The sequence below is a fragment of the Arthrobacter sp. Z5-13 genome (assembly GCF_056499105.1).
This window is the reverse complement of sequence record NZ_CP096460.1, coordinates 2,952,228-2,975,934: the sequence shown is the minus strand read 5'-3', so window position 1 is coordinate 2,975,934 and position 23,707 is coordinate 2,952,228. Positions and strand designations below refer to the sequence as shown.

The 23,707-nt window shown below is 63.1% G+C and carries 23 protein-coding genes; 18 read left to right on the top strand and 5 right to left on the bottom strand.

What is annotated here, in order from left to right; genetic code table 11:
• The first annotated feature begins 4 nt into the window (after nucleotides 1–4).
• Together M1E02_RS14015 and M1E02_RS14010 are read left to right on the top strand one after the other, a co-directional pair.
• Nucleotides 5–1,348, top strand: a complete 1,344-nt coding sequence (locus tag M1E02_RS14015; protein ID WP_479374852.1) for a M16 family metallopeptidase — start codon at nucleotides 5–7, stop codon at nucleotides 1,346–1,348.
• A 101-nt stretch (nucleotides 1,349–1,449) separates the two neighbouring features.
• Nucleotides 1,450–1,911 (top strand): DUF1579 family protein, encoded by a 462-nt coding sequence (locus M1E02_RS14010; protein ID WP_479374851.1) that lies wholly within the window; start codon nucleotides 1,450–1,452, stop codon nucleotides 1,909–1,911.
• A gap of 1 nt (nucleotide 1,912) precedes the next feature.
• On the opposite strand, the gene M1E02_RS14005 is transcribed toward M1E02_RS14010, so the two are convergent.
• Nucleotides 1,913–2,179: a MoaD/ThiS family protein gene (locus M1E02_RS14005; protein ID WP_479374850.1), complete on the bottom strand. Its 267-nt coding sequence runs from the start codon at nucleotides 2,177–2,179 to the stop codon at nucleotides 1,913–1,915.
• A 4-nt stretch (nucleotides 2,180–2,183) separates the two neighbouring features.
• Nucleotides 2,184–3,317, bottom strand: a complete 1,134-nt coding sequence (moaA, locus tag M1E02_RS14000; protein ID WP_479374849.1) for a GTP 3',8-cyclase MoaA — start codon at nucleotides 3,315–3,317, stop codon at nucleotides 2,184–2,186.
• Between the two features lie 132 nt (nucleotides 3,318–3,449).
• Between moaA and M1E02_RS13995 the strand changes: the two genes are divergently transcribed.
• The 9 genes from M1E02_RS13995 to M1E02_RS13955 are packed head-to-tail and all read left to right on the top strand — an operon-like array spanning nucleotide 3,450 to nucleotide 11,101.
• A complete protein-coding gene (locus M1E02_RS13995; protein WP_479374848.1) occupies nucleotides 3,450–4,235 on the top strand; it encodes a response regulator transcription factor in 786 nt (261 codons plus the stop codon).
• Entirely contained in the window at nucleotides 4,222–5,448 is a 1,227-nt protein-coding gene (locus M1E02_RS13990; RefSeq protein WP_479374847.1) for a sensor histidine kinase, read from the top strand. Before M1E02_RS13995 ends, M1E02_RS13990 begins: the two co-directional genes overlap by 14 nt.
• Nucleotides 5,435–7,093, top strand: coding sequence for a molybdopterin-dependent oxidoreductase (locus tag M1E02_RS13985; protein ID WP_479374846.1), 1,659 nt, complete (start codon nucleotides 5,435–5,437; stop codon nucleotides 7,091–7,093). Before M1E02_RS13990 ends, M1E02_RS13985 begins: the two co-directional genes overlap by 14 nt.
• Before the next feature lie 23 nt (nucleotides 7,094–7,116).
• On the top strand, nucleotides 7,117–8,394 hold the full coding sequence (locus M1E02_RS13980) for a molybdopterin molybdotransferase MoeA (protein ID WP_479374845.1): 1,278 nt from the start codon (nucleotides 7,117–7,119) through the stop codon (nucleotides 8,392–8,394).
• Complete coding sequence (moaC, locus tag M1E02_RS13975; protein ID WP_479374844.1) at nucleotides 8,382–8,876, top strand: cyclic pyranopterin monophosphate synthase MoaC; 495 nt, start codon at nucleotides 8,382–8,384, stop codon at nucleotides 8,874–8,876. The genes M1E02_RS13980 and moaC overlap by 13 nt, the downstream gene beginning before the upstream one ends.
• 56 nt (nucleotides 8,877–8,932) lie before the next feature.
• Nucleotides 8,933–9,388, top strand: a complete 456-nt coding sequence (locus tag M1E02_RS13970) for a MogA/MoaB family molybdenum cofactor biosynthesis protein (RefSeq protein WP_479374843.1) — start codon at nucleotides 8,933–8,935, stop codon at nucleotides 9,386–9,388.
• Entirely contained in the window at nucleotides 9,378–9,836 is a 459-nt protein-coding gene (locus tag M1E02_RS13965) for a molybdenum cofactor biosynthesis protein MoaE (RefSeq protein ID WP_479374842.1), read from the top strand. The genes M1E02_RS13970 and M1E02_RS13965 overlap by 11 nt, the downstream gene beginning before the upstream one ends.
• A 23-nt stretch (nucleotides 9,837–9,859) precedes the next feature.
• Nucleotides 9,860–10,618, top strand: a complete 759-nt coding sequence (dapB, locus tag M1E02_RS13960; RefSeq protein ID WP_479374841.1) for a 4-hydroxy-tetrahydrodipicolinate reductase — start codon at nucleotides 9,860–9,862, stop codon at nucleotides 10,616–10,618.
• A 6-nt stretch (nucleotides 10,619–10,624) separates the two neighbouring features.
• Nucleotides 10,625–11,101 (top strand): hypothetical protein, encoded by a 477-nt coding sequence (locus tag M1E02_RS13955; RefSeq protein ID WP_479374840.1) that lies wholly within the window; start codon nucleotides 10,625–10,627, stop codon nucleotides 11,099–11,101.
• On the opposite strand, the gene M1E02_RS13950 is transcribed toward M1E02_RS13955, so the two are convergent.
• Nucleotides 11,098–12,333: a heparan-alpha-glucosaminide N-acetyltransferase domain-containing protein gene (locus tag M1E02_RS13950; protein ID WP_479374839.1), complete on the bottom strand. Its 1,236-nt coding sequence runs from the start codon at nucleotides 12,331–12,333 to the stop codon at nucleotides 11,098–11,100. The genes M1E02_RS13955 and M1E02_RS13950 overlap by 4 nt on opposite strands.
• A 246-nt stretch (nucleotides 12,334–12,579) precedes the next feature.
• Between M1E02_RS13950 and M1E02_RS13945 the strand changes: the two genes are divergently transcribed.
• A complete protein-coding gene (locus M1E02_RS13945; protein WP_479374838.1) occupies nucleotides 12,580–12,921 on the top strand; it encodes a hypothetical protein in 342 nt (113 codons plus the stop codon).
• 9 nt (nucleotides 12,922–12,930) lie between these two features.
• Nucleotides 12,931–13,683 (top strand): carbon-nitrogen hydrolase family protein, encoded by a 753-nt coding sequence (locus M1E02_RS13940; RefSeq protein ID WP_479374837.1) that lies wholly within the window; start codon nucleotides 12,931–12,933, stop codon nucleotides 13,681–13,683.
• Between the two features lie 48 nt (nucleotides 13,684–13,731).
• Here the strand turns inward: M1E02_RS13940 and M1E02_RS13935 are convergent, their stop codons facing one another.
• Nucleotides 13,732–14,556 (bottom strand): alpha/beta fold hydrolase, encoded by an 825-nt coding sequence (locus M1E02_RS13935; protein ID WP_479374836.1) that lies wholly within the window; start codon nucleotides 14,554–14,556, stop codon nucleotides 13,732–13,734.
• Between the two features lie 151 nt (nucleotides 14,557–14,707).
• On the opposite strand from M1E02_RS13935, the gene dapA reads away from it, so the two are divergent.
• Together dapA and M1E02_RS13925 are read left to right on the top strand one after the other, a co-directional pair.
• On the top strand, nucleotides 14,708–15,616 hold the full coding sequence (gene dapA / locus M1E02_RS13930; RefSeq protein WP_479374835.1) for a 4-hydroxy-tetrahydrodipicolinate synthase: 909 nt from the start codon (nucleotides 14,708–14,710) through the stop codon (nucleotides 15,614–15,616).
• A 42-nt stretch (nucleotides 15,617–15,658) separates the two neighbouring features.
• Nucleotides 15,659–17,350 carry a ribonuclease J gene (locus M1E02_RS13925; RefSeq protein ID WP_479374834.1) on the top strand — a complete coding sequence of 564 codons (1,692 nt, stop codon included), beginning with the start codon at nucleotides 15,659–15,661 and terminating at the stop codon, nucleotides 17,348–17,350.
• Between the two features lie 85 nt (nucleotides 17,351–17,435).
• On the opposite strand, the gene M1E02_RS13920 is transcribed toward M1E02_RS13925, so the two are convergent.
• Nucleotides 17,436–19,322 (bottom strand): anthranilate synthase family protein, encoded by a 1,887-nt coding sequence (locus M1E02_RS13920; protein WP_479374833.1) that lies wholly within the window; start codon nucleotides 19,320–19,322, stop codon nucleotides 17,436–17,438.
• A 259-nt stretch (nucleotides 19,323–19,581) separates the two neighbouring features.
• Between M1E02_RS13920 and M1E02_RS13915 the strand changes: the two genes are divergently transcribed.
• Genes M1E02_RS13915 through M1E02_RS13905 form a run of 3 tightly spaced genes read left to right on the top strand, consistent with a single transcriptional unit; the run spans nucleotide 19,582 to nucleotide 23,603 of the window.
• Nucleotides 19,582–22,491: an FtsK/SpoIIIE family DNA translocase gene (locus tag M1E02_RS13915; RefSeq protein WP_479374832.1), complete on the top strand. Its 2,910-nt coding sequence runs from the start codon at nucleotides 19,582–19,584 to the stop codon at nucleotides 22,489–22,491.
• 9 nt (nucleotides 22,492–22,500) lie between these two features.
• Entirely contained in the window at nucleotides 22,501–23,127 is a 627-nt protein-coding gene (gene pgsA, locus M1E02_RS13910; protein WP_479374831.1) for a CDP-diacylglycerol--glycerol-3-phosphate 3-phosphatidyltransferase, read from the top strand.
• Nucleotides 23,124–23,603, top strand: a complete 480-nt coding sequence (locus tag M1E02_RS13905) for a CinA family protein (protein WP_479374830.1) — start codon at nucleotides 23,124–23,126, stop codon at nucleotides 23,601–23,603. Before pgsA ends, M1E02_RS13905 begins: the two co-directional genes overlap by 4 nt.
• The last annotated feature ends 104 nt before the right edge of the window (nucleotides 23,604–23,707 follow it).

Below are 23,707 nucleotides of genomic sequence, written 5' to 3'. Positions count from 1 at the left end.
CTTAATGACTGTCGTACCCCTGCCGCTCAAGCAGAACCAGCCCGGTGACACCCTGATCCACGGAGCCGACGGCGGGGCCGTGGTCCGGCGCTCTGTGCTCCCTGGCGGTGTGCGCGTCCTGACGGAAGAGATGCCGGGTCAGCGCTCGGCAACCATCGGGTTCTGGGTGGGGGTCGGGTCCCGGGACGAGGCTCCGGGCCAGCACGGTTCAACCCACTTCCTGGAGCACCTTCTGTTCAAGGGGACCCGCAGGCGTACCGCCCTGGAAATCGCGTCCGCCTTTGATGAGGTGGGAGGGGAATCGAACGCTGCCACGGCCAAGGAAAGCACGTGCTACTTCGCCCGGGTGCTGGACACGGACCTCCCCATGGCCATCGATGTCATTGCCGACATGATTACCGGTGCTGTCCTGGACCCGCAGGAAATGGAGCAGGAGCGGGACGTCATCCTCGAAGAAATCGCCATGGACAGCGACGATCCCACCGATGTCGCGCATGAGCACTTTGTGGCTGCTGTGCTCGGAACGCATCCTCTCGGCAGGCCTATCGGCGGAACACCTGAAGCAATCAAGGCGGTGGCCCGCGACTCCGTCTGGGACCACTACCGGCGCTATTACCGCCCTGATGAACTGGTCATTACCGCCGCTGGCGGTCTTGATCACGACGTCGTCTGCCGCCTTGTGGTGGACGCCCTGCGTGCCGCGGGCTGGGAACTCGAAAGTGGCGCGGAGCCCGTCCAGCGCCGTTCCACAGCACCGGCCCAAATTACCGGCACGGCGGGGCTGCACGTGGTCAAACGGCCCGTGGAACAGGCCAACATCATCGTGGGTTGCCCCACGATTGTGGCTACGGACGACCGCCGGTTCGTTATGAGCGTGCTGAACGCTGTCCTGGGCGGCGGGATGTCCTCCAGGCTGTTCCAGGAGGTCCGTGAGAAGCGCGGGCTTGTCTATTCCACGTACTCCTTCGCGTCCTCCTACGCCGATGCCGGGTATTTCGGGATGTATGCAGGCTGCACTCCGTCCAAGGTGCGGCAGGTCCTCGAGCTGCTGGGCGCCGAGCTGGATAAGCTCGCCCAGGACGGAATTTCAGAGGATGAACTCCGCAAGGCTGTGGGTCAGCTCTGCGGTGGAATTGTGCTGGCCCTGGAAGATACCGGCTCCCGGATGTCACGCCTGGGCCGGGCGGAGCTGGTCTCGGGGGAGTACCAGGACATCGATGAGACGCTGCGCCTCATCAAGTCCGTGACAGCCGCTGAAGTCCGGACGCTGGCACGCGAGCTTGCCGCCGCTCCACGAACCGTGACTGTGGTGGGCCCTTTTGAGGAAAGCGAAACGTTCGGGCTCTGACCCGCTTATGGGGCCTGGCTGTGAACACCGGTCGCGGCTATGGACACCGTCTGCTGCCGTGGCAATGATGGTGCCATAGGCGGCGCCAGTCGGGAGGAAGCATGGAGAGTGGGCAGCCCGGCAAGGGACGTTCCGCTCTCGAGGTGTTCCTCGGGCACTGGACGGGCGTCACGGAGCTTGCCGCAACGGCTTGGGGTCCGGCGCGCACGGCGCACGCCGAGGTGACCTTCACGCGCGCCGCCGGAGGCTTCGCCGTCGTGCAGAGCTACCGCCACGTCGAAGCGGACGGTTCCCACTTCGAAGGGCACGGAGTCTTCACGGTGGATCCTGACCACCACGACACCCTGTGGTACTACGTGGACAGCATGGGAGGTCCCCCAGGGGTCCCCGCCCGAGGCTCCTGGCACGAAGGAACGCTGACGGTTGAGCGTCGCAGCGAGGATGGAACGGCCAGACACCGTTTCCGCGTGGACGACGGCGTGTTGACGCATACAGCGGATCTCAGGCTCCGTGATGCCCACGATTTCCGCCCGTTCATGAGGTCAGTCTGCCGGCGTGCTTAATCTATCCGCCCGCGAAAGGCGGAAGTACATCGACGACGTCGTCCGGGCCCACCGCCACTGAGCGGTCCCTGACGGCTACCTCGTTCAACAGGAAACTGCTCCGGGACAGGATGCGTGCCAGCGGCGGGGTTCCGGCGGGAGGCTCGGGACGTTCCACTGTGAGCACGGCGGCGAGGAGGTCCTCCACGGAAGATCCCGCAGGGAGTTTGAAGCGTTCTTCCTCCACACCTGCCGCAGCGCGCGCGGCAGCGAAGTAACGGACATTCAAGGGTTCAGCCTCCGATGGCGCTCATGCTGCGGTCCGGCTGGACGAAGTCCGGGGCGTCAAGTCCTACATGGTCCATGCCATGGGCTTTGGGCTTAAGCCACATTGCATCCTGCCAGCGCTCGGCGAGCTGCTCGTCAGTGGCTCCTGCCCGCAAGAGTCCCAGAAGGTCGAACTCCTCCCGGGAGAACAGGCAGCTCATGATCTTGCCTTCGGCAGTGATGCGCGTCCGGCGGCAATCCGAACAGAACGGCTCAGTGACCGAGGCGATGATACCCACAGTGCCCAGCACCGGACCGGTGGCATCACCGGAACCGGCTTCCCGCCGTCGTACTTCAAAGCGTTCCGCGGGAGCCCCGTCCCGAGCACGCGGGTCCGGACCCAGGACGTAATCCACCGAAAGCAGGTCGCGGATTTCCGCGGCGGTGATCATATTCCGGCGGGTCCACCCATGGTCGGCGTCAAGAGGCATCTGTTCAATGAAACGCAGCTCATAGCCGCGCTCAAGTGCCCACGCGAGCAACGACGGCGACTCCTCATCGTTGATTCCCCGCATGAGGACTGCATTGAGCTTCACCGGACCCAGTCCGGCAGCCCACGCCGCGTCGACGCCGGCGAGCACACGGTCCAGGAACGGGCGGCGGGTCAGTTGGGCGAATGTCTCTTCGTGGAGGGAATCGAGGGAGACGTTGATCCGGGAGAGCCCCGCTGTCTTTAAAGCAGCGGCCTTCTTGTCGAGCCCCACCCCGTTGGTGGTCATGGAAATGGGAAGCTCCGGATGCGCCTTGCGCAGTGCGGAAATGATATCGATCAGGTCAGCCCGGACGAGGGGCTCCCCGCCGGTGAGGCGAAGTTCGCGGACTCCGAGGTGGTCCACGCCCACCCGGACAATGCGGACAATCTCCTCCGCGGTCATCACGGCCTGCTTGGCCAGCCATTCGAGGCCTTCTGCGGGCATGCAGTACGTGCAGCGCAGGTTGCATTTGTCCGTCAGCGACAACCTCATGTCGGTGGCACGGCGGCCGTAGCGGTCCACCAGGCCGGGTGCGAGACCGGCCGGACGGGTGGCGGGCAGAGGTGTCCGGTCACCTGAACCGGCGCCACTTTCGCGCGGCTGCGGCATGCCTAGCTGAACACTCATGAAATCAGGCTACGCCACCAGCGAGGCATCCATCACGCCTGTGACCTCCTTGGATCTTACGGAATCCCAACGGTTGGCCCTTCTGAAGCCGAAACGGATGCTGCGCTGGGGACACGAACCTATGCTGAAGACGTGACCAAGTTCCCGTTGCCAGCCCACGAAAGCGGGAATCTGGCCGAAACAGGCAATAGACGCATCCTCCTTGTCGAAGACGAACAGATCCTCGCTGACGTCGTCAGGAATTATCTGCTGCAGTCCGGATTCCAGGTAGACGTCGCGGCGGATGGGTTTACTGCATTGCGGTTGGCCTCTGAACGGAATCCGGACCTGGTGATCCTGGATCGCATGCTGCCCGGCCTGGACGGCGTTGAGGTATGCCGCCGGCTGCGGCAAAACATGCAAGTGCCCGTCATCATGCTCACAGCGCTGGGCACCGAAGACGACCGGATCCTGGGCCTTGAAGCCGGCGCGGACGACTACATGACCAAGCCTTTTTCACCCCGGGAGTTGGTGCTGCGGGTCAAATCAGTCCTCCGGCGCAGCATTCAGGCCTTCAGTCCGGAACCGCCCGTTGAAATTGGCGGCTTTGATCTGAATCCAGCTGCCAGGACCGTGACGCACAACGGCCAGCCCCTCACGCTCACGGTCAGGGAGTTCGACTTGTTGGCCTTCCTTCTGCGCCGGCCAAACCAGGCCTTCAGCCGGGAGGACCTTATCCGCGCGGTGTGGGGATGGGACTTTGGTGACCTTTCCACCGTCACGGTCCATGTGCGGCGGCTCCGGGAAAAGATTGAACGCGATCCTGCCAGGCCCACGCTCCTGAAGACGGTGTGGGGGGTCGGCTACAGGCTGGATCCCTCCGCCGCGAGCGAGCCTCGGCTGACCGGCGACGCGGGAGTTGCAGATGCAGGCCGCTGAGTTGTTCGGCATCATCGCGTGGGCCTTGCTCTGGGCGGTTGTGATCGGCGGCGCCTCCATGCTGGTCCTCAGGTCCCTGCGCCGGACCTCCCTTGCCGTTCAGATTTCGGTCGCCGTTCTTGCCACGGTGGCAGTGCTGACGGCGGGCATGGTGAGCGCCTTCAACGCGATGTTCATTTCCGCCCGGGACCTCGAAGTCATGTGGTACATCCTGGCCATTGCTGCCGTCGTCGCCGTTGCCATGTCCTTGATGCTGGGGGCACGGGTATCGCGGAACGCACGGACCCTGGCTGACGCCGCCCGCGATCTTGGCCGCGGCAAGAAGCCCGGGAACGCCATTCCTGTGATGAGTTCCGAACTGGCAGCGCTCGCCGAGGAACTGCAGCTGAGCAGCACGAGGCTCGAGGAATCCCGCCAGCGTGAGGCAGCGGTGGAAAAGTCGCGACGGGAGCTGGTCTCCTGGATTTCCCACGATCTCCGCACCCCGCTGGCCAGCATGCGGGCCATGGCCGAAGCGCTCGAGGACGGAATGGCCGAGGACGCCGGCAGCTACCACCGCCAAATCATCTCCCAGACAGACCAGATGGCAGGAATGGTGAATGACCTCCTGGAGCTGTCCAAGATCCAGGCCGGTACCCTGCAGCTGACTTCCGAGCCACTGGATCTTTATGACCTTGCCAGCGACGCCATCGCCGACCTCGCGCCGTTGGCTGCTCAAAGGAACATAAGGCTCGACGGCGGAGGGGAACGGGAGTGCCTTGCCGTCGCGGACGGTCCGTCGCTGGGCCGGGCCATCCGTAACGTGGTCCTCAACGCGATTCTCTATAGCCCCAGGGACTCGCTGGTGCACGTTGAGGTCGGGCGGGAAGGTGCGGATGCGGTGGTGTCTGTCAGGGACAGCTGCGGCGGCCTAGCCGAGGAGGACCTGGAGCACGTTTTCGAGACCGGTTGGCAGAAGGACCTTGCCCGGAGTCGTGCCGGGCTCAGTCAGGAAAGAGTCATCGGCACTATGGAAGAGGGACGGACGCCCTACAGCGGGGCGGGAGTCGGATTGAGCATGGTGGCAGGGATCGTGCGGTCACATGGTGGCACGGTAACGGTCCACAACGAGGGGGAGGGGTGCTGTTTCTCCATCCGCATCCCGGCAGAGGCTTCGAAGCCGGTGGCACTGTCAGGCGACGGAAATCAAGGAGGCTCGCATGGAAAGGCCTGAGCGGTGGGCGGCGTCAGCGGGCATCGTGGCTATTGGAGCCGGTGTGGCGGGTGGCGAGCTGGTGGCTGGTTTCCTCAGTCCTTCCCTGACCTCGATGACCGCAGTGGGCGGAGCTGTCATTGATGCCGTTCCTCCTGCCGTGAAGGACTGGGCGATAGCGGCCTTCGGAACCGCGGACAAGCTTGCACTGCTGATCGGCATGAGCATGATCATTGCTGCGCTGGCGGCTGTGGCAGGAATCGTGGAACGGCGCCGGCGTTATGCAGGGGTATGGCTGATCGGCATCTTCGGTGTGGTGGGATTGCTGGCAGTGGTGAGCCGTGCTCAATTCAGCGAACAAGCCCTAGCCGGGCCTCTGGTCGCGGCTGTTCTGGGTGTTGTGCTTTTGCGCCGGCTCATTCAACAGCTGGAGGATTGGGAAGCGGCGGAGGGGATTTCCGGAGGCGTCCCTGTGGTGCCTGGCCTCGAAGAGCGGGCAGCCCGAGAGCGGGCAGCACAGGAGCCCCAGCCGAGCGGAAAGACACTTCTGAAGCCGGCATTACGCGTGGATAGCGGCAGCCAACCTCCCCGGCGACCTGCCAGGCGCAGGTTTCTGCAGGGCCTTGGCTGGGCAGGAGGCTTGGCCGCTGGCGGCGGTGTGCTGGCGGCCGTACTGAACAGCGCTGTTGTCGGAGTGAATGACGTGCGGCGGAAGCTGGTCCTTCCCCCGCCACGATCCGTAGCTCCACCCGTTCCGGCCGGAGCAGAGGTGGCCGTGGATGGAGTTAGCCCGCTTGTGACGCCCAATGCCGAGTTTTATCGGATCGACACCGCCTTGAGGGTGCCTGCACTGAACGCCGACACCTGGACGCTCAAAGTCACGGGAATGGTGGAGCGGGAGGTCCAGCTGAATTTTGCTGATCTTTTGGCCAAGCCGCTGGTGGAACGTCATGTGACCATCGCCTGCGTGTCCAATGAGGTGGGTGGGGATCTCATTGGTAATGCCTTGTGGCTTGGGTGGCCTGTGCGCGAGTTGCTGTTGATGGCCGGGGTCAAGAGCGGCGCTGATATGGTGCTGTCCCGGAGTGCCGATGGCTGGACGGCTGGGACTCCGCTGGAAACACTCACGGACAGCAGGGATTCCCTTTTGGCGGTAGGCATGAACGGGGAGCCCCTGCCGCTGGAGCATGGGTTCCCGGTCCGGATGATCGTCCCGGGGCTCTACGGCTATGTGTCAGCCACAAAATGGCTTACCGAGCTGAAGGTCACAAGGTTCGCGGACGACGTCGGCTACTGGACTCCACGGGGCTGGAGCGAACGCGGTCCCATCAAGATGTCCTCCCGGATCGATGTGCCCGCCACGGACAAGGTGGTGAAGGCTGGCGCCACCACCTTCGCTGGCGTGGCGTGGGCACAGCACACGGGGATCAGCAAGGTGGAGCTGCGTGTGAACCGGGGGAAGTGGCAAGAGGCGCGGTTGGCCCCGGGCATTTCCCGCGATACGTGGTACCAATGGCAGTTGCCCCTGGACCTCACGCCTGGGCAGTACGAAATCCAGGTTCGCGCAACCGATCTTGACGGTGATGTGCAAGTGGAAGAACGCCGGTCCGTCGCCCCTGACGGAGCTACCGGCTATCACACGGTTAGAGTGGTCGTGACGTCGTAGCAGCTCCCACCGAAGGCAGGATCATGGACTCCACCCCGCACCGGCACAGCAGTGTGGAGGCGCACAGATCAGCCCGGGTGCACAGCCCCGGCGAGGAGCACAGATCAGTGGAGGAGCACAGGTCAGCGGTCAGGGAACTGTTGATGCCGCTCACCACATCGGGACGGAGAGAACGGCTTCCCCTCCTGGAGGCTCTGGGCCGGGCAACCGCCAGCGACGTCCACGCACCCCTTGACTTGCCGCCGTTCGCTAACTCGCAGATGGATGGCTTTGCCGTACGCAGTGCTGACGTTCCTCCCGGAGGGGCCGAACTGCAGGTGGCCGCTCCGGTTCCTGCAGGCGCCGGCGCATCGATCCTGCAGCCAGGAACTGCCGTCCCCATCATGACCGGGGCCATGATGCCAGCGGGGGCCGACGCCGTCGTGCCCATTGAACGGGCAGTTCCCGATTCCTTTCCCGCCCCCGGTGCCGACGCACGGGTCCGGTTGCCCGCCACCGGCCCGGGAACCTACGTCCGCGCAACTGGCAGCGATATCGCTTCAGGCGAGCTGGCGTTGTCGGCCGGAACGCATCTTGGTCCGGGCCAACTCGGGCTCCTTGCCGGTCTGGGCATGGCCGACGTGGAGGTGCACGCGCAGGTGAGGGTGCTGCTGATCACCACCGGGGACGAAGTAGTGGAACCCGGGCGTCCGTTGGATCCCGGGAAGATCTACGACGCCAACGGCACCCTCCTGGCCGCCTCTATGAGGCAGGCCGGGCTCCAAGTCACCCGGACCGGAATCGCCACCGACGACCCACAGGAGCTGCAGGCCCTGCTGCGCGACCATTCCGACGGGACGGACCTCATAGTTTCTACCGGAGGCGTCAGCAAAGGCGCTTACGAAGTGGTCCGCCAGGCCATGGAGGACCACGACGTTGAGTTTCTCCACGTCGCGATGCAACCAGGCGGTCCGCAGGGGATAGGAACGTTCGACGGCGTGCCCTTCCTCGGCTTTCCCGGGAACCCCGTCAGTTGCCTCGTTTCCTTCGAGATGTTCCTCAGGCCCGTGCTGACCTCCTTGCTGGGGGCCCCGGCTGGACGCCCGGCTTTCAAGGCCCGTCTGGCAGAGCCGCTCACATCCCCCGAAGGGAAGCACCAGGTCCGCCGCGGCACCTTCCTTGCTGACGGCAGTGTCAGGCTCGAGGGCGGGCCCTCGTCCCACCTTGTCCATGCCCTGGCCCATTCGAATGCCTTGGTGCATGTCCCTGTGGGGACGGCGGCGCTCGCGGAGGGCGCAGAAGTGGAAGTATGGATCCTGTGAACGATCAAGACAACTCCACCGCCCTTACCCATCTGCGAAGCGACGGAACCGCCCAGATGGTTGATGTTTCAGCGAAGGCGGAAACAACCCGCGAGGCAACAGCCACAGCCACAGTCCGCAGCACCGCCGAAGTGCTCTCCCTGCTTGGCTCCGGGGGCCTGCCCAAGGGCGATGCCCTGGCCGTTGCCCGGGTGGCAGGGATCATGGCCGCCAAAAAGACGCCAGAGCTCATTCCGCTGTGCCACCCCTTGCCCATCTCAAAAGTGACAGTGGATTTCGAACTGGCTGAGGACTCAGTGGTCGTGCTCGCGACCGTCCGGACCCGGGGGGTCACCGGGGTCGAAATGGAAGCCCTTACGGCGGCGTCGGTAGCGGCCCTCAGTGTCTACGACATGATCAAGGCAGTGGACAAGCACGCTGTCCTGACTGACATCAAAGTGCTCGCCAAAAGCGGCGGCAAGAGCGGGGACTGGGCGCTGTGAATACTTCTGAACCACACCGTCACGGAGAAGACGTCACCGGTCGGAAGGCCGGAGTCGTGATCGCCTCCACGCGGGCGGCAGCCGGGATGTACCAGGACGAAACGGGACCCGTAATCATCGATTGGCTGACCGAGCACGGCTTCGAGCCGTTCCCTGCCATGGTGGTCCCGGACGGCGAACCCGTAGGAGCCGCTATCCGCGCGCTGCTGACCCAGCGGCCCGCCGTCGTCATAACCAGCGGAGGCACGGGACTCAACGCTGACGATCTCACCCCCGAGATGACCCTTCCCCTGCTGGATCGTGAAATCCCCGGCATCATGGAGGGGATGCGGCAGGCCGGCCGGGCGAAGACGCCTATGGCCATGTTGAGCCGCGGTTATGCGGGGGCGGCAGGATCAACGTTCATCGTGAACCTGCCCGGATCGCCGAAAGGCGTCATGGACGGATTAACGGTGCTTGATCCGGTCATCGGGCACCTCTGCGATCAATTGGAGGGAAGCAATGGGCATTGAATCCGGCTTCGAAGTGGTTCACGCCGTCTTGAGTGACCAACCCATCTCTGTGGAACAGGCAATCGCCGCTGTCGAATCAGATACAGCGGGTGCGGTGGTCAGCTTCAGCGGAGTGGTACGGAACCACGACGGCGGCAAGGCCGTTGAGCGGCTCAGCTACAGCGCCCACCCCACGGCACACCAGGTAATGACCGACGTCGTCGCGCAGCTTGTTGCCGAATATTCCGCTGAAGCGGAAGGACCGGCCGTCAGGATCTGGGCCGCCCACCGGGTGGGAACCCTGGAAATCGGGGACCCCGCCCTGGTCTGCGCCGTTTCAGCAGCCCACAGGGGCCGGGCGTTCGCCGTATGCTCGGAGCTCGTGGACAGGATCAAGGAACAGGTTCCCATCTGGAAGGAACAGTTTTTCAGTGACGGGACTGTTGAGTGGGTGGGCGCAGGCGCCTGACCCCCGGCGGTAGGGTTAACGCCATGACCGAACAACTCGCAGTCGCCGTCCTGGGCGCGAACGGGCGCATGGGCGCCGAAGCCGTCAAAGCGATCGAAGCTGCACCGGACTTGAAGCTCGTCGCGGCATTGGGACGCAAGGATTCCCTGGACTCGCTGATTGACTCGGGTGCCGCTGTTGTAGTGGACCTGACTGTTCCGGAGAGCTCCGAGGCAAACGTGCGGTTCGCCGTCGAGCATGGGATGCACGCCGTGGTAGGTACCAGCGGTTGGAACGGCGAACGCCTGGAGGGCCTTCGATCCGTCCTGGCTGCCCACCCCGGTGTTGGGGTCCTTATCGCACCTAACTTTGCACTCGGCTCGGTCCTCGCTTCCGCGTTTGCAGCCAAGGCCTCCAAGTACTTTGAGTCAGTAGAGATTATTGAACTCCACCACCCGGACAAGGTGGATGCGCCGTCAGGCACCGCATTCCGCACCGCCCAGTTGATCGCCGCCGAGCGTAACGCCGCCGGCGTCTCTGCAAGTCCCGACGCGACCACATCGGAGCTCCAGGGCGCCCGCGGATGTGACGTGGACGGCGTACGGGTCCATAGTGTGCGGCTACGGGGTCTGGTGGCCCACCAGGAGGTGCTGCTGGGCGGCCCGGGGGAGCAGCTGACCTTCCGCCATGATTCGTTCGACCGCGCGTCTTTTATGCCCGGCGTGTTGCTGGGTGTTCGGGGTGTGAGCGGCAGGCCCGGACTCACACTGGGGCTGGACGGCTATCTGGATCTGGGGTTATAGCCCACCATGGCTGACATCCTGGTAAGTCTGAAAAAAAACCGCACAAAAATCTGGGTGGGTGCTGTCACGCTCCTGCTCGTGTTTTACCTCGTGGTCGCGTTCCAGCGTGCTGTCTTGCTGCTGGGTGATCCCAACCTTGTTGCCAAGGCCATCGGCGCAGGGTATCTGGTGCTTCCCGTTATCGGTGCCTGGGCGTTGATCCGTGAGCTGATGTTCGGCGCCCGTACGGAGCAGATGGCCAAGGTCCTGGAAGCCGAAGGCGGGCTTCCGGTGGATAACCTTCCGCGCACCCCCGCCGGCCGGATCATCAGGGAAGCGGCTGACCTTGAGTTTGAGAAATACCGTGAAGAGGCTGAGGCCGCTCCTGGGGACTGGCGTTCGTGGTTCCGGCTGAGCTGCGCCTATGACGCGGCGGGGGACCGAAAGCGTGCCAGGGCGTCCATGAGGGATGCCGTGAAATTGTTTCGAGGCATGCCCGGCTAGCGGACTCGTGCCGGTTGGTAGCGGCCTACCTGGTTTGCCGCGTGGGCTACCCATTCAAGCGGGCCTCGCCATTTGAGCATTGCGAAGAGGGTACCGAGTAATACTGCGGTGGCAGCGTGCGCGAAGTACATGCCGTCCTCGGTCCATCCCTGTGGCAAAGGTTGGCGGTACATCGCGGCGATGACCCAAACGTGCGCCGTGTAGAGGCTCAGGGTCATCGCTCCGGCACCCCGCAAAGGGAGGAGAAGGTCCAGGGCAAGCCATTCGCCGAGCCTTCCCAGCAAGAGGCATGCGCCAACAACTGCTGCCGCCACTGCAGAGGTGTGAAGCAGGTCCAGAGTGGTCCCCGAGTGCGGAGCGCTGGACGCGAGCCACCACCATGAACCGGTTTGCTGCACGCCCGACAGATTGACCTGAAGCACACTGTCCAAGGGATAGGACGTATCCCTGATCACTTCCTGCAATGCGTCCTTGCCACCCCAGTCATTCATCATCACAACGCCGAACCATTTGGCGACGACGGCAACCCCGGTTCCAATGGCCAGCAGCAGAACGGGAACTGCGGCCTTCGTCAGGGCAAGCCGTCCGATGACCAGGCCGATGAGCAGGTAGCTGAGCCACTGGAACGCCGGGTAATAGCCCGTGAACAACAGGTCACCCAGCAGTTGGCCCGGTGTCCCCAGATCCTCCCATTTCGGATTGTGCCCCAGCTTCAAGGGAGGGGTGGCCTCAAGGAGCCAGGGCCTCAGCATAAATGCGACAAGCGGGGAGACCAGGATCCAAGTACCTGCAATGATGCAAAGGCGCTTCAGGCTCATCCCCAGGAATGGCAGCACGCACAGGAACAACAACGCATAGTGGACCAGGATCACTGCGACGTTGACTTCCAGGCCACCGAGGAACAGCCCGACGACGGCAATCACCAAGGCCCTCAGCGCTATGCCGCGCCTCGCTGCCCATAGTTGGTCTCCCGCCAGCGGGCGCTCCTTTCCAGTGGAGAGAGCAAGCCCGATTCCTGCCAGCACGGCAAACAAGGCAGCCGCCCGGCCCGAGAAGGTCAAGCCCACCCACGTCGGGGTCAGGGCCGCGGTCCGCTCGAACGTAGGCAGTAAATGCGTGGCCATCATGCCGAGCAGCGCCATGCCCCGGGCTGCGTCAATAGCTGCCAGCCTGCCAGTTGATTGACCGCGCTTAATGGTCCGGCCGGCTGCAGCGGTACCACGGGAGGTCATGAGCCGATCGTCTCACATCCCGTCCCCACAGGCCGGGTTGATTCGAGGAGGGTGACGTGTAGCTGGCACTTGTTTTCGAATATATGTTCGAATAGCATGAACGGCATGAGCAGTCCTATGGAACCGGTTTTTCCTGAACGCAGCGTTCCTCAACATAGCTTTTCTGAAGGCAGCCTTTCTGAGCGGCGTGTTCGTGAGGGCGGTCTTCCTGGGCGTCAGCCCGATGCGTCAGGAGTCCTCAAAGCCATGAGTCCCGGTGTCGTGGATTTCCTGTTCCGGCGGTTGGTGGCCGGCGAGTCGTCAGAGGACGTCCAGTGGAACCGGGAGGGTACAGTGCTGGCGGCCCAGCCCGTGGGAGCCGAGCTCGCCCGGAGGCTTGCTGAGACTGACGTGGAGGCGCTGACCCCCACGGAACTTTTTCATTACGTCCGGGCTGCCCAGCGCCTCGCAGCGTGGGCTGAGTCGCTGAAAGAGGAGGCCGTTCAGCGATACTGCGGCGAACCCGATTCCCACGATGGCCGGTCGCTGCCGGAAGGCAGCGACGCCAGTGCCGGCAACAGTGGACGGCGCCGGGGCATTTCAACCTAGACTGGCGCTGTGACTTCCCCTTTGACCGTCTCTGTCATCCAATACCGAGCGCTCTACGGGGGCGTTTCGGCAAACATGACCGAACATGTGGCTCATGTCGAGGACGCCGCTTCCCACGGCACAAGGCTTGTCATTTTCCCGGAGCTCTCGGCTACTGGCTATTCCCTGGCACTGCTCCAAGAGCCGCACCATTGGATCACCGATGGTGACCGGCGGCTGGATCCGGTCAGGGAGATCTGTCGCCGGACCGGAATCACTGCAGTTATTGGTGCGCCGTTGATGGAGGAAGACGGTACCCGGCGGCTTGCGTCACTTGTCATCCATCCTGAAGGAACAATTGACCTTGCCTTCAAATCCCGGCTTCATGGGCAGGAACTGGAGATCTTCACGCCTGGGGACGGTGTCAAGCTGATCGAGGTTGATGGCTGGAAGGTGGCCCTGGCAATTTGTTACGAAGCAGCGCACCCTGACCATGCTGATTCTGCGGCGCAAGCGGGAGCCGATATTTATGCCGTGTCTGCCCTCTACACCAACGCCGAAAGTCACCGGCTCGGTCTGCATCTGGGCGCCCGTGCCATGGACAACAGAATGTTCACGCTGGTAGCCAATCTCGGCGGCATTACGGACCTTGGGACCTCTTGTGGGCTCAGCGGATTCTGGGGGCCGGACGGCCTCGTTATAAAACAGGCCGCCGGCATCGGCTCCGAGGTACTCACCACCACCTTGCGGCACGGGGCGATCGAACGCTACCGCGCCGGATAGCGGGCCTCATTCGAGTAAGTGTCTCAGGCCGGGATGCCAGACGGGTTGTCAGACGGGGAGTTCCGCCAGGAAGCGGTTCACGTCAGAGGCAATCAGCTCCGGAGCCTCCCAGAGGAGCATGTGCCCCGCCTCTTCGTAGATCCGAAGCCGGGATTGTGGAATCCGCTGGGCAAGAGTTTCCTCGTCCTGACGGGACAGCAGGTTGTCCTCCCGGCCCCACAGAATCAAGGTGGGGGCAAGGATCTCTCCAGCCTCCGTGGGTGGAACGGCAGTACAGAGTCCGGCGATGCTGTTCTTCCAGACCTGGGCGGGCACCTTGCAGCCATCGCTGACCCGGTCCTCGAGGTAGTCCTTCGGCACGGGCCGAAACAACGGAAACCAGGAGAGGGAGTCGCGAACCCAGCCTTCAGGTACAGGATCGGTCAGCTGGTCAACTTCATCGGCAAAACCAGGCCTCCGCTGGAGGCTCAGCGGGGAGCCAATCAACACAAGCGCGGCGACCCGCTCCGGATACGAAACGGCAAGCTGCTGGCCGACGTACCCTCCGCTGGAGGAGCCGATGACCACGGCGTTGGGCAAAGCAAGGGCATCCAGCAGGGCGGCAACATCATCCGCCACCTCGCGCAGGGAATAGCCGGAATCCGTCTTGTCGGATTCCCCGTGGCCCCGAAGGTCAGGGGCCACCACGCGCCGCCCCGCCAACAGCGGACGCAAGCGATCAAAGCTGCCTCTCGATTCCGTCCAGGCATGAACAAGAAGCAGAGGGGAGTCAGTGAACGTCCCAGCGCTGGTGCCGTCCCCCTGACGGTCTTCGATCAGGCACGCCAACGACGCCCCCGTTCCCAGCGGTATGGAGCGGAATTCCGGCCTCATCGCCTCAGTCTAGGAGCCTCATCCGGCCAAGAGAACCTTGTCCGGATCCCCCTGCAAGTCGTCAGGAGAGTACCGATTCCACGGTGCGCTTGACGTTCATCACGCAGCTGCCGTTGTTCTAACATGCCGCGGACAAGGTAACGTTTTTCCTATGGCTGACTCTGACATTCGCTCGCACCGCTTCGGGACCCTCCTGACCGCTATGGTCACCCCTTTTACTTCCGACGGTGAGGTCGACTATAAGCAGGCCGCAGAGCTGGCCAACAAGCTGGTCGAGGACGGGTGCGACGGCCTGGTGGTTACCGGAACCACAGGGGAAACCTCCACCCTCACTGACGCGGAAAACCTCGGAATGTTCCGTGCCGTAAAGGAAGCCGTCGGAGGCCGCGCCGCCATTGTGGCCGGCACCGGAACCAACGACACAGCGCACTCAGTGCATCTTTCCCAGCAGGCAGCAGCCCTGGGGGTTGATGGCCTTCTGATCGTCACGCCTTACTACAACAAGCCCAGCCAGGCCGGCGTTCGCGCCCACTTCGAAAAAATCGCGTCATCAACCGATGTCCCGGTCATGGTCTACGACATCCCGGGCCGCTCCTCCATCCCGATCCAGCCCGAAACCATGATCCGTCTTGCCCAGCACCCGAATATCGTCGCCGTCAAGGACGCCAAAGCCGATTTTGCTGCCGCCACACGGGTTATGGCTGAGACCGACCTCCTCTTCTACTCCGGCGACGACGGACTGACCCTTCCGTGGATGGCAATGGGTGCAGTGGGGCTGGTGGGCGTCACCACGCACGTGGCCACCCGCCGTTTCCGCGAACTGATCGACGCCGTCAATGCCAACGACCTGGGAACTGCGCGCAAGATCCACTTGGAGCTTGAGCCCGTAGTGCGCGCAACCATGACCCGCGTCCAAGGGGCCGTCGCGGCCAAACAAATTCTTAAATGGCAGGGAGTCCTGCCCAACTCGATTGTCCGTTTGCCCCTCGTGGAGCCGGACGAAGCCGAGATCGAAACCATCCGCGAGGATTTGGCGCAGGGAGGGCTGGTCTTTTCCTGACGGATTGAGACCAGCACTCTTCCGCCTGGAAAGAAGTGCATTATGACCCAAGTAGCCCTACCCGGCCTTGTCACGCCTCCGAGACTTCCGCAAGGCACGCTTCGCATTGTCCCGCTGGGAGGACTGGGCGAGATCGGCCGCAACATGGCGGTCTTCGAGATAGACGGCAAGCTCCTCATTGTCGACTGCGGTGTCCTCTTCCCTGAGGAAACCCAGCCGGGTGTTGACCTGATCCTGCCCGATTTCTCGTACATCGAGGACCGGATGGACGACGTCGTGGCTGTCGTCCTCACGCACGGTCACGAGGACCACATTGGTGCGGTTCCGTACCTGTTGCGTCTGCGCAGCGACATCCCCCTGATCGGATCGCAACTGACGCTTGCCCTCATCGAAGCCAAGCTGCAGGAACACCGCATCAAGCCCTACACGCTCACTGTCACTGAAGGACAAGTGGAGAAGTTCGGCCCCTTCGAATGCGAATTCGTGGCCGTGAACCACTCGATCCCCGACGCTTTGGCTGTCTTCATCCGCACGGCCGGCGGTACGGTCCTGCATACGGGCGATTTCAAGATGGATCAGTTGCCGCTGGACGGCCGGATCACTGACCTCCGTCACTTTGCCAAGCTGGGCGAAGAGGGCGTCGACCTGTTCATGTCGGATTCCACCAACGCCGACGTTCCCGGGTTCACCACGGCTGAAAAGGAAATCGGACCTACCCTGGACCGCCTCTTTGGCCAAGCCACAAAACGCATCATTGTTGCTTCTTTCTCCTCCCACATCCACCGGGTGCAGCAGGTGCTGGACGCCGCAGTCAAACACAACCGCAACGTTGCCTTTGTTGGCCGCTCGATGGTCCGCAACATGGCGATTGCCGCGAAACTTGGCTACCTGGACGTGCCGGACGGCGTCGTCGTCGATATCAAGAACATCGACAACCTTCCTGATAACCGCGTGGTCCTTATGTCCACCGGGTCACAGGGCGAGCCGATGGCTGCGTTGTCCCGGATGGCCAACGGAGACCACAGGGTGATCGTGGGCGAGGGTGACACCGTAATCCTGGCGTCCAGCCTCATCCCCGGTAACGAGAACGCCGTCTACCGCATCATCAACGGGCTGCTCAAACTCGGTGCCGACGTCATCCACAAGGGCAACGCAAAGGTCCACGTGTCAGGCCACGCCGCTGCAGGCGAACTCCTTTATTGCTACAACATTCTTGAGCCGCTGAACGCCATGCCAGTGCACGGCGAAACACGGCACCTCATTGCCAACGGCAAGATCGCTGAGGAATCGGGTGTGCCGGCAGAGAGCATCCTGCTCGCCGATAACGGCACGGTAATCGACCTCAAAGACCACCGGGCCGACATCGTAGGCCAGGTCGAGGTCGGGTTCGTCTATGTTGACGGATCCAGTGTCGGTGAGATCACCGACGCCGATCTGAAAGACCGCCGTGTCCTGGGGGACGAAGGATTCATCTCCATCATCACGGTCATCAACCGGGCAACCGGCAAGGTTGTCTCCGGGCCGGAAATCCATGCCCGCGGTGTTGCCGAGGACGACTCTGTGTTCGATGACATCATTCCGAGGATCAATGCGGCGCTGGAAGAAGCTGTGCTCAACCACACAGATCACACAACCCACCAGCTCCAGCAGGTTGTCCGTCGTGTGGTGGGGACGTGGGTCAACCGCAAGCTCCGCCGTCGCCCCATGATCATCCCAGTGGTTCTGGAGGCGTAGTCCTCAGAGCACCGTCTCAGCTCCATCAGTCACGAAAAGGCCCGGTTTCTGCGAACCGGGCCTTTTCGTATCGTCCGCCTCAGTCCTATACCGGAGCTTTATCCCTCGCCAGTGCGGACCGCACGAGGCGCTCCAGTGTCGCGAGGCCGTCGGAGGAAAGAACCGACTCCAGGTGTCCCTGGATGGAGGCGACTCCAGCGCCTCTCAAAGCTACGACAAAGCCGTCCTCTGCAGATATGTCCAGATTGAGCCTGGGGGTGACGAGTTGGCCGCCTTCCGCCACAGAGCTGAAGGTGTTGTAGAAGCCGAGGGCAGCGCCGGTCCCGAACACCTCGGTCTGAAGCCGCACCCCCTGACGAGGGGTAGGCAGAGCCTCAACTGGAAGCCCGGCAAGCATCGACAGGATCTGATGGCTCAGGCAGACGGCGAGAAGAGGCCTTCCCAGATCCAACCGGGTGCGCAGGTGGGCGCGCACTGTCTCGAGCCGGATACTTTCGACGTCGCGAGGGTCTCCTGGGCCCGGACCGAACACCACCAGATCCGGCAAGGAAATGTCTGCCACTGAATCCCAGCGCGCCACAGAAGTCTCCAACCCCAAGTGACGCAGTTGGTGGGCAAGCATTTCGGTGAACTGGTCCTCGCAGTCAATGACCAGGGCTGTTTTTCCGGCGAAGGGAGGATGTTGTTCCCACTCTTGGGAGCGAATCCAGAATGAGGCCAGTTGGTGATTTCGTTCCGCGAGCGCATCTGCAACTCCGGGCTGGGCGTTGAGGTTAATTGCCGGCTGCGGTGGAGCCTGCGGGATAAGCCCCAGGGCCGCGAGCATCCCGGAAGCCTTTGCGTGCGTTTCGGCCACTTCGCCTTCCGGCGTGGAAAGCCGAACAAGAGTTGCTCCTGCTGACACAGTGACAAGTCCATCGCCATTGAGGTGGGCTGTGCGGATAAGGATCGGTGCGTCGAGTTCATACGTAACGGCACCATCCTCACCCGTCCTCGACTCGAAGAGCGCCAGGACACCTGAGTAGTATCCCCGCCCGCCCTGTTCGTGGCGATTGATGACGGCGCAGGCATTCTCCATGGGGGAGCCGGTGACTGTCGGGGCGAACATTGTGGCCCTGAGAACGTCCCGGAGGTCCAAATCAGTATGCCCCTCGAGCAGATACTCTGTATGGCTCAGCCTGGACATCTGCTTCAGATAGGGCCCAAGGATGCGGCCTCCCGCCGGGCAAATGCTGCTCATCATCTTCATTTCCTCGTCCACCACCATAAAGAGTTCGTCGCTCTCTTTGACATCGGACAGGAACTTCAGGACGTCTCCCGCCGTCGGGCCATCGGCCGGGTGCCGGAGGGTTCCCGAAATCGGGTTCATTGTCACCAGCCCGTCCCTGACGGAGACGTGGCGCTCGGGGGTTGCTCCTACCAGGGAATGGCCGGCAGAGTGGACGGCGAAGGTCCAATACGCGCCCTGCTCTGAGAGGAGCAGCGTCCGCATCCACGCGAGCACGGCTGTCGCAGGTGAGACCGGGGTGGCGCCGCGAAATGATCTGCGGATGACGAAGTTGGCGCCTTCTCCCCGCCCGATCTCGTCCCTCACAACACGACGCACTGTCTCCGCATAGTCCTCATCGGTGGTGTCGAATCCCAGGGATTCGATGGGTACGTCATCTTGCGGAAGAGCTGCCAGAGCGTCCTCCAGGGAGAGGGTCTCGCGCTCTTTCACCAGGAGGCATCGGAGCGGGAAGCCGTCATCGGCCGCAGCGAATCCGCGCTCCCGAACCTGCCGAAACGGCACAAGAGCCAGGACATCACACCCGCTCTGACTCCCGTCGAGCGGGATGTCCGCGAGCTTGTCCACATCGATGGTGTGGCCAGTGAAGACGTCAACGAGGTCAGATTCATGGCGCCGGATGACGGCGAAGGGAATTGAAGCATCGGCGGAGGAATCGACGATGCGGGAGAGGAGCGAGGTCATTGGCAGTCCCTGAAAATAGAGTCCACCTCACCGACCGGTGCCGCAAAAAACGACCGCTTGGCGAGGCGGTCGTGAGCGTAGTGGTGCGCGCGTCTGTCCGCCTAAGGGGCGGGCCACCAAGAAGAGCGGGTCGAGAAGCGCATGGGCTGATTCTAGGTGGCTGCGTTGGATCCTTGCAAGCTCGGGCCGCCGGGCAACATGGATCGGCCGGGCCCGGAAATCCGCGGGATTCCGGCCTGCCTGAGGTAGCGTGGCAGCTATGGCGACACGTACTTCCTCCACGCCTAGAGGAAACTCCCGCAGCAAAACAGGCACCGCCTCCGGCCGGGGCGCAGGCTCTTCCGCGCCCAAAACCGCCCGGTCCACCAGCGGCGCTGCTGCCCGGACCCGGCAGATGCCCGCCGTCGTTCCCCACCAGCCGTGGCCCGTGCGGATGCTGTCCGGTGCCTGGCTGGGGATCGGCCACCTCGTTGGAGGCGGTGTGCGCCGGATAGGACATGACGTCAGCGATCTGGCGCCGGAGGACCGCAGGGACGGGGCTGCGCTCTTCAACCTCGCTCTCGCCATCTTCATCGCAACGTTCGCGTGGTGGGGGATGCAGGGCTGGTTCCCCGATGCCGTCTATGCCGTGGTCAACGGGACCTTTGGCTGGATGTCACTGGTGCTGCCGCTAATGCTGATGGTTTGCGCTGTCCGTCTGTTCCGCGTACCGGAAGACAGCCGCGGCAACAACCGGATCGGCATCGGCTTCCTGATTATGACCTTCGCCGGCTCGGCCCTGGCGCACATCATTGGTGGCCAGCCGACAGTGTCAGACGGCTTCGAAGGCCTCCGGCAAGCGGGCGGAATGCTGGGATTCCTGGCTGCCTCCCCTTTGGCGGCAATTCACGCTGCCGTGCCACTGGTGGTCTACGGGCTGCTCGCATTTACCTCGTTGTTGATCGTCACGGCAACTCCCTTTGGCGCCATTCCGCGCCGGCTGAAGGGTGCTTACGAACATCTCATGGGCATCGATCTCCAGGAGCCGGGGGATCACGCGGCGGGTCATGACCGCAGCTACCTGAATGAGAGTCCGGCTCCCGCGGCGAAGAAGAAGAAACGCTCGCGGCTCTTTGGCAAAGACCAGGACAACGACGCCGGCCTGGAAGGCTATGTGGGGGACGAAGCCTTTGAGACCCCGGTCATCGACGACGACGAGCCCGGCTCCCAAGGTGACAAGCGGTCCGCCGCCGCGCCCGGAGTCCGCCGACCCACGCAGGCTGAAATTGCCATCGAGAAGATCAAGGCAGCCCAGGGTCTTGGCTCCCGGACTGACATGGGCGGGGAGAACGCCACCGAGGCCATTCCCCTCGTGACACCTGGCATGGTGGCCGCAGGATCCCTGAATACCGCCCCTTTGAAGCCATCAGGCGTTCCGGCGAACCCCGTGCCGGCGAATCCAGTGGCTCCAGCCCCTCCACCCACCCCCATCCCACAGCGCACGGAGCAGCTCTCACTGGCGGGGGATGTCACCTACACACTGCCGTCGTCGGATGTCCTGACGCCCGGATCCATCCCCAAGGAGCGCACCGAAGCCAACGACGCCATCGTGGCCTCGCTGACCGAAACGCTCAACCAGTTCAACGTCGAGGCGCAGGTCACCGGCTTCAGCCGCGGGCCCACAGTGACGCGCTATGAAATCGAGCTGTCACCAGGAACCAAGGTGGAGCGCGTCACGGCTCTGTCCAAGAACATCTCCTACGCGGTGGCGAGCTCTGATGTGCGCATCCTGAGCCCGATTCCCGGCAAATCGGCCATCGGCATCGAGATCCCCAATACCGACCGCGAGACGGTGTCGCTGGGGGATGTGCTCCGCAGCCAAAATGCCCGCCGCACCGACCACCCCATGGTGATGGGGGTCGGCAAGGATGTCGAAGGCGGCTACGTCGTGGCGAACCTTGCAAAGATGCCACACCTCCTCGTCGCTGGTGCTACCGGCGCGGGTAAGTCTTCCTTCGTCAACTCCATGATCACGTCCATCCTGATGCGGGCCACCCCGGACGAGGTTCGGATGGTCATGGTGGACCCCAAGCGTGTGGAGCTCACCGCCTACGAGGGCGTACCCCACCTGATCACGCCCATCATCACCAACCCCAAGAAGGCGGCGGAAGCATTGCAGTGGGTGGTCCGCGAAATGGACGCCCGTTACGACGACCTCGCGAACTACGGTTTTAAGCACATCGACGACTTCAACAAAGCAGTCCGTGCCGGGAAGGTCCACCCGCCGGTCGATTCCAAGCGTGTCATCCGCCCGTATCCGTATCTGTTGGTGATCGTGGACGAACTCGCCGACCTCATGATGGTGGCTCCCCGGGACGTGGAAGATTCCATCGTCCGCATCACGCAGCTGGCCCGTGCTGCCGGAATCCACCTGGTGCTGGCCACCCAACGACCGTCTGTGGACGTTGTCACCGGCCTGATCAAAGCCAACGTGCCATCCCGCATGGCCTTTGCCACCTCCTCCGTCACTGACTCCCGCGTGGTCCTCGACCAGCCGGGCGCCGAGAAACTCATCGGTCAGGGCGACGCCCTCTTCCTGCCGATGGGCGCCTCCAAGGCCATGCGCGTACAGGGTGCCTGGGTGACCGAATCGGAAATCCACAAAGTTGTTGAGCACGTCAAGGGCCAACTCAAGGCAACCTACCGGGACGACGTCGCCGCGGAGGCCCCCAAGAAGCAGATCGATGACGACATCGGCGACGACCTTGAGGTGCTGTTGCAGGCCACGGAGCTGGTGGTGACCACCCAGTTCGGCTCCACCTCAATGCTCCAGCGCAAGCTCCGGGTCGGGTTCGCGAAGGCAGGCCGCCTGATGGACCTGCTGGAGTCCCGCGGTGTAGTGGGCCCGTCTGAAGGTTCGAAGGCACGCGACGTCCTGGTCAAACCTGACGATCTCGCGCCAGTGTTGGCAGCCATGAAGGGACAGGAAGCCCCCGCCACGCCTGACTCCCACACGGCAGCCCTGAGCGACAACGCCAATGCCAACATCGCGCAAGGCGGTTATGCAGAAGACCTTGTCGCTTCAGACCTGGAGAACCGCACGCAGAACGTTGAGTATTACGACGGCGCCGATGGCACCCGGGACGACGAAGATGGCTCCGAGGACGCCTGGTCGCTCACCGGACGGTAGCCTAGGAAGGTGACTAGCACCGAGGCCCACAGCACCGGTTCCTCCTCGGGGATCTGGAATCTGCCCAACATCCTGACCATGCTCCGGATTGTGTTGGTGCCATTCTTCGTCTGGTTCCTTGCGGCCGATAACAGCAGCCACGGGTTCTGGCGCTGGGCCGCCGTGGCGGCGTTCGCCGTCGCGATTTACACCGACAAGCTCGACGGCGACATCGCCCGCAGCCGCGGCCTTGTGACCGACTTCGGAAAAATTGCCGATCCCATCGCGGACAAACTGCTCATAGGCTCCGCGTTGGTGATGCTGTCAATCCTGAACGAACTGCCTTGGTGGATCACCATCCTGATCCTTGTCCGCGAGTGGGGTATCACCGCCCTGCGTTTCTTCGTTATCCGCTACGGTGTGATTCCGGCCTCTCGAGGCGGGAAGCTGAAAACCGTGGTGCAGACCCTGGCTATCTTCCTTTACGTCATTCCGCTGGCGTCCCTGGCGCCGTGGCTCGGATTCCTTGCTCTCGGAGTCATGCTCGTTGCGGTCGCGATCACGGTATGGACGGGCGTGCAGTATGTGGTGGAAGCACTTAAACTGCGTGCACAGGGCTTGCCTTCGAAACGGCAGCCGGACGGGAGCGCGTCATGAGCAACCTTCACAGGAGTGCGGAAGCCGCAGTCAGTAAGGCCCGGGAACAAGGCGTCACCGTGGCGACCGGCGAATCCATCACCGCTGGCATGATCGCAGCTGTTTTGGCCGATACCCCCGGCGCCTCGGCCATGCTGCAAGGGGGCGTGGTCGCCTACCAGAACGAGGTAAAGAGCGCTGTGCTTGGCGTATCGGCAGAACTTCTGGCCAAAGTCGGTTCAGTGGACGGCAGCGTCGCGGAAGCAATGGCAGCAGGTGCACGGACCCTTTGCGGCGCCGATATCGGGGTGTCCAGTACAGGTGTCGCTGGCCCCGATCCGCATGACGGACAAGCGGTTGGCACAGTGTTCATCGGTATTGCCACAGCTGCAGGATCGTTTGCGGTATCTTATGACTTCGAAGGGAACCGGGCCGAGATCCGCGGGCAGGCCTGTGCGGCGGCGCTGGAACAGTTGTTGAAGGCGCTTCCTGCCTAAAGTTACCCGGGCGTAAAGTTGCCGGGAACAAAAATCGAAACCCAATAGTTGTTACATTGTGTCGCTTCCGGATCGCGGAGGCGCCTAGGATAAAAAGACCACAC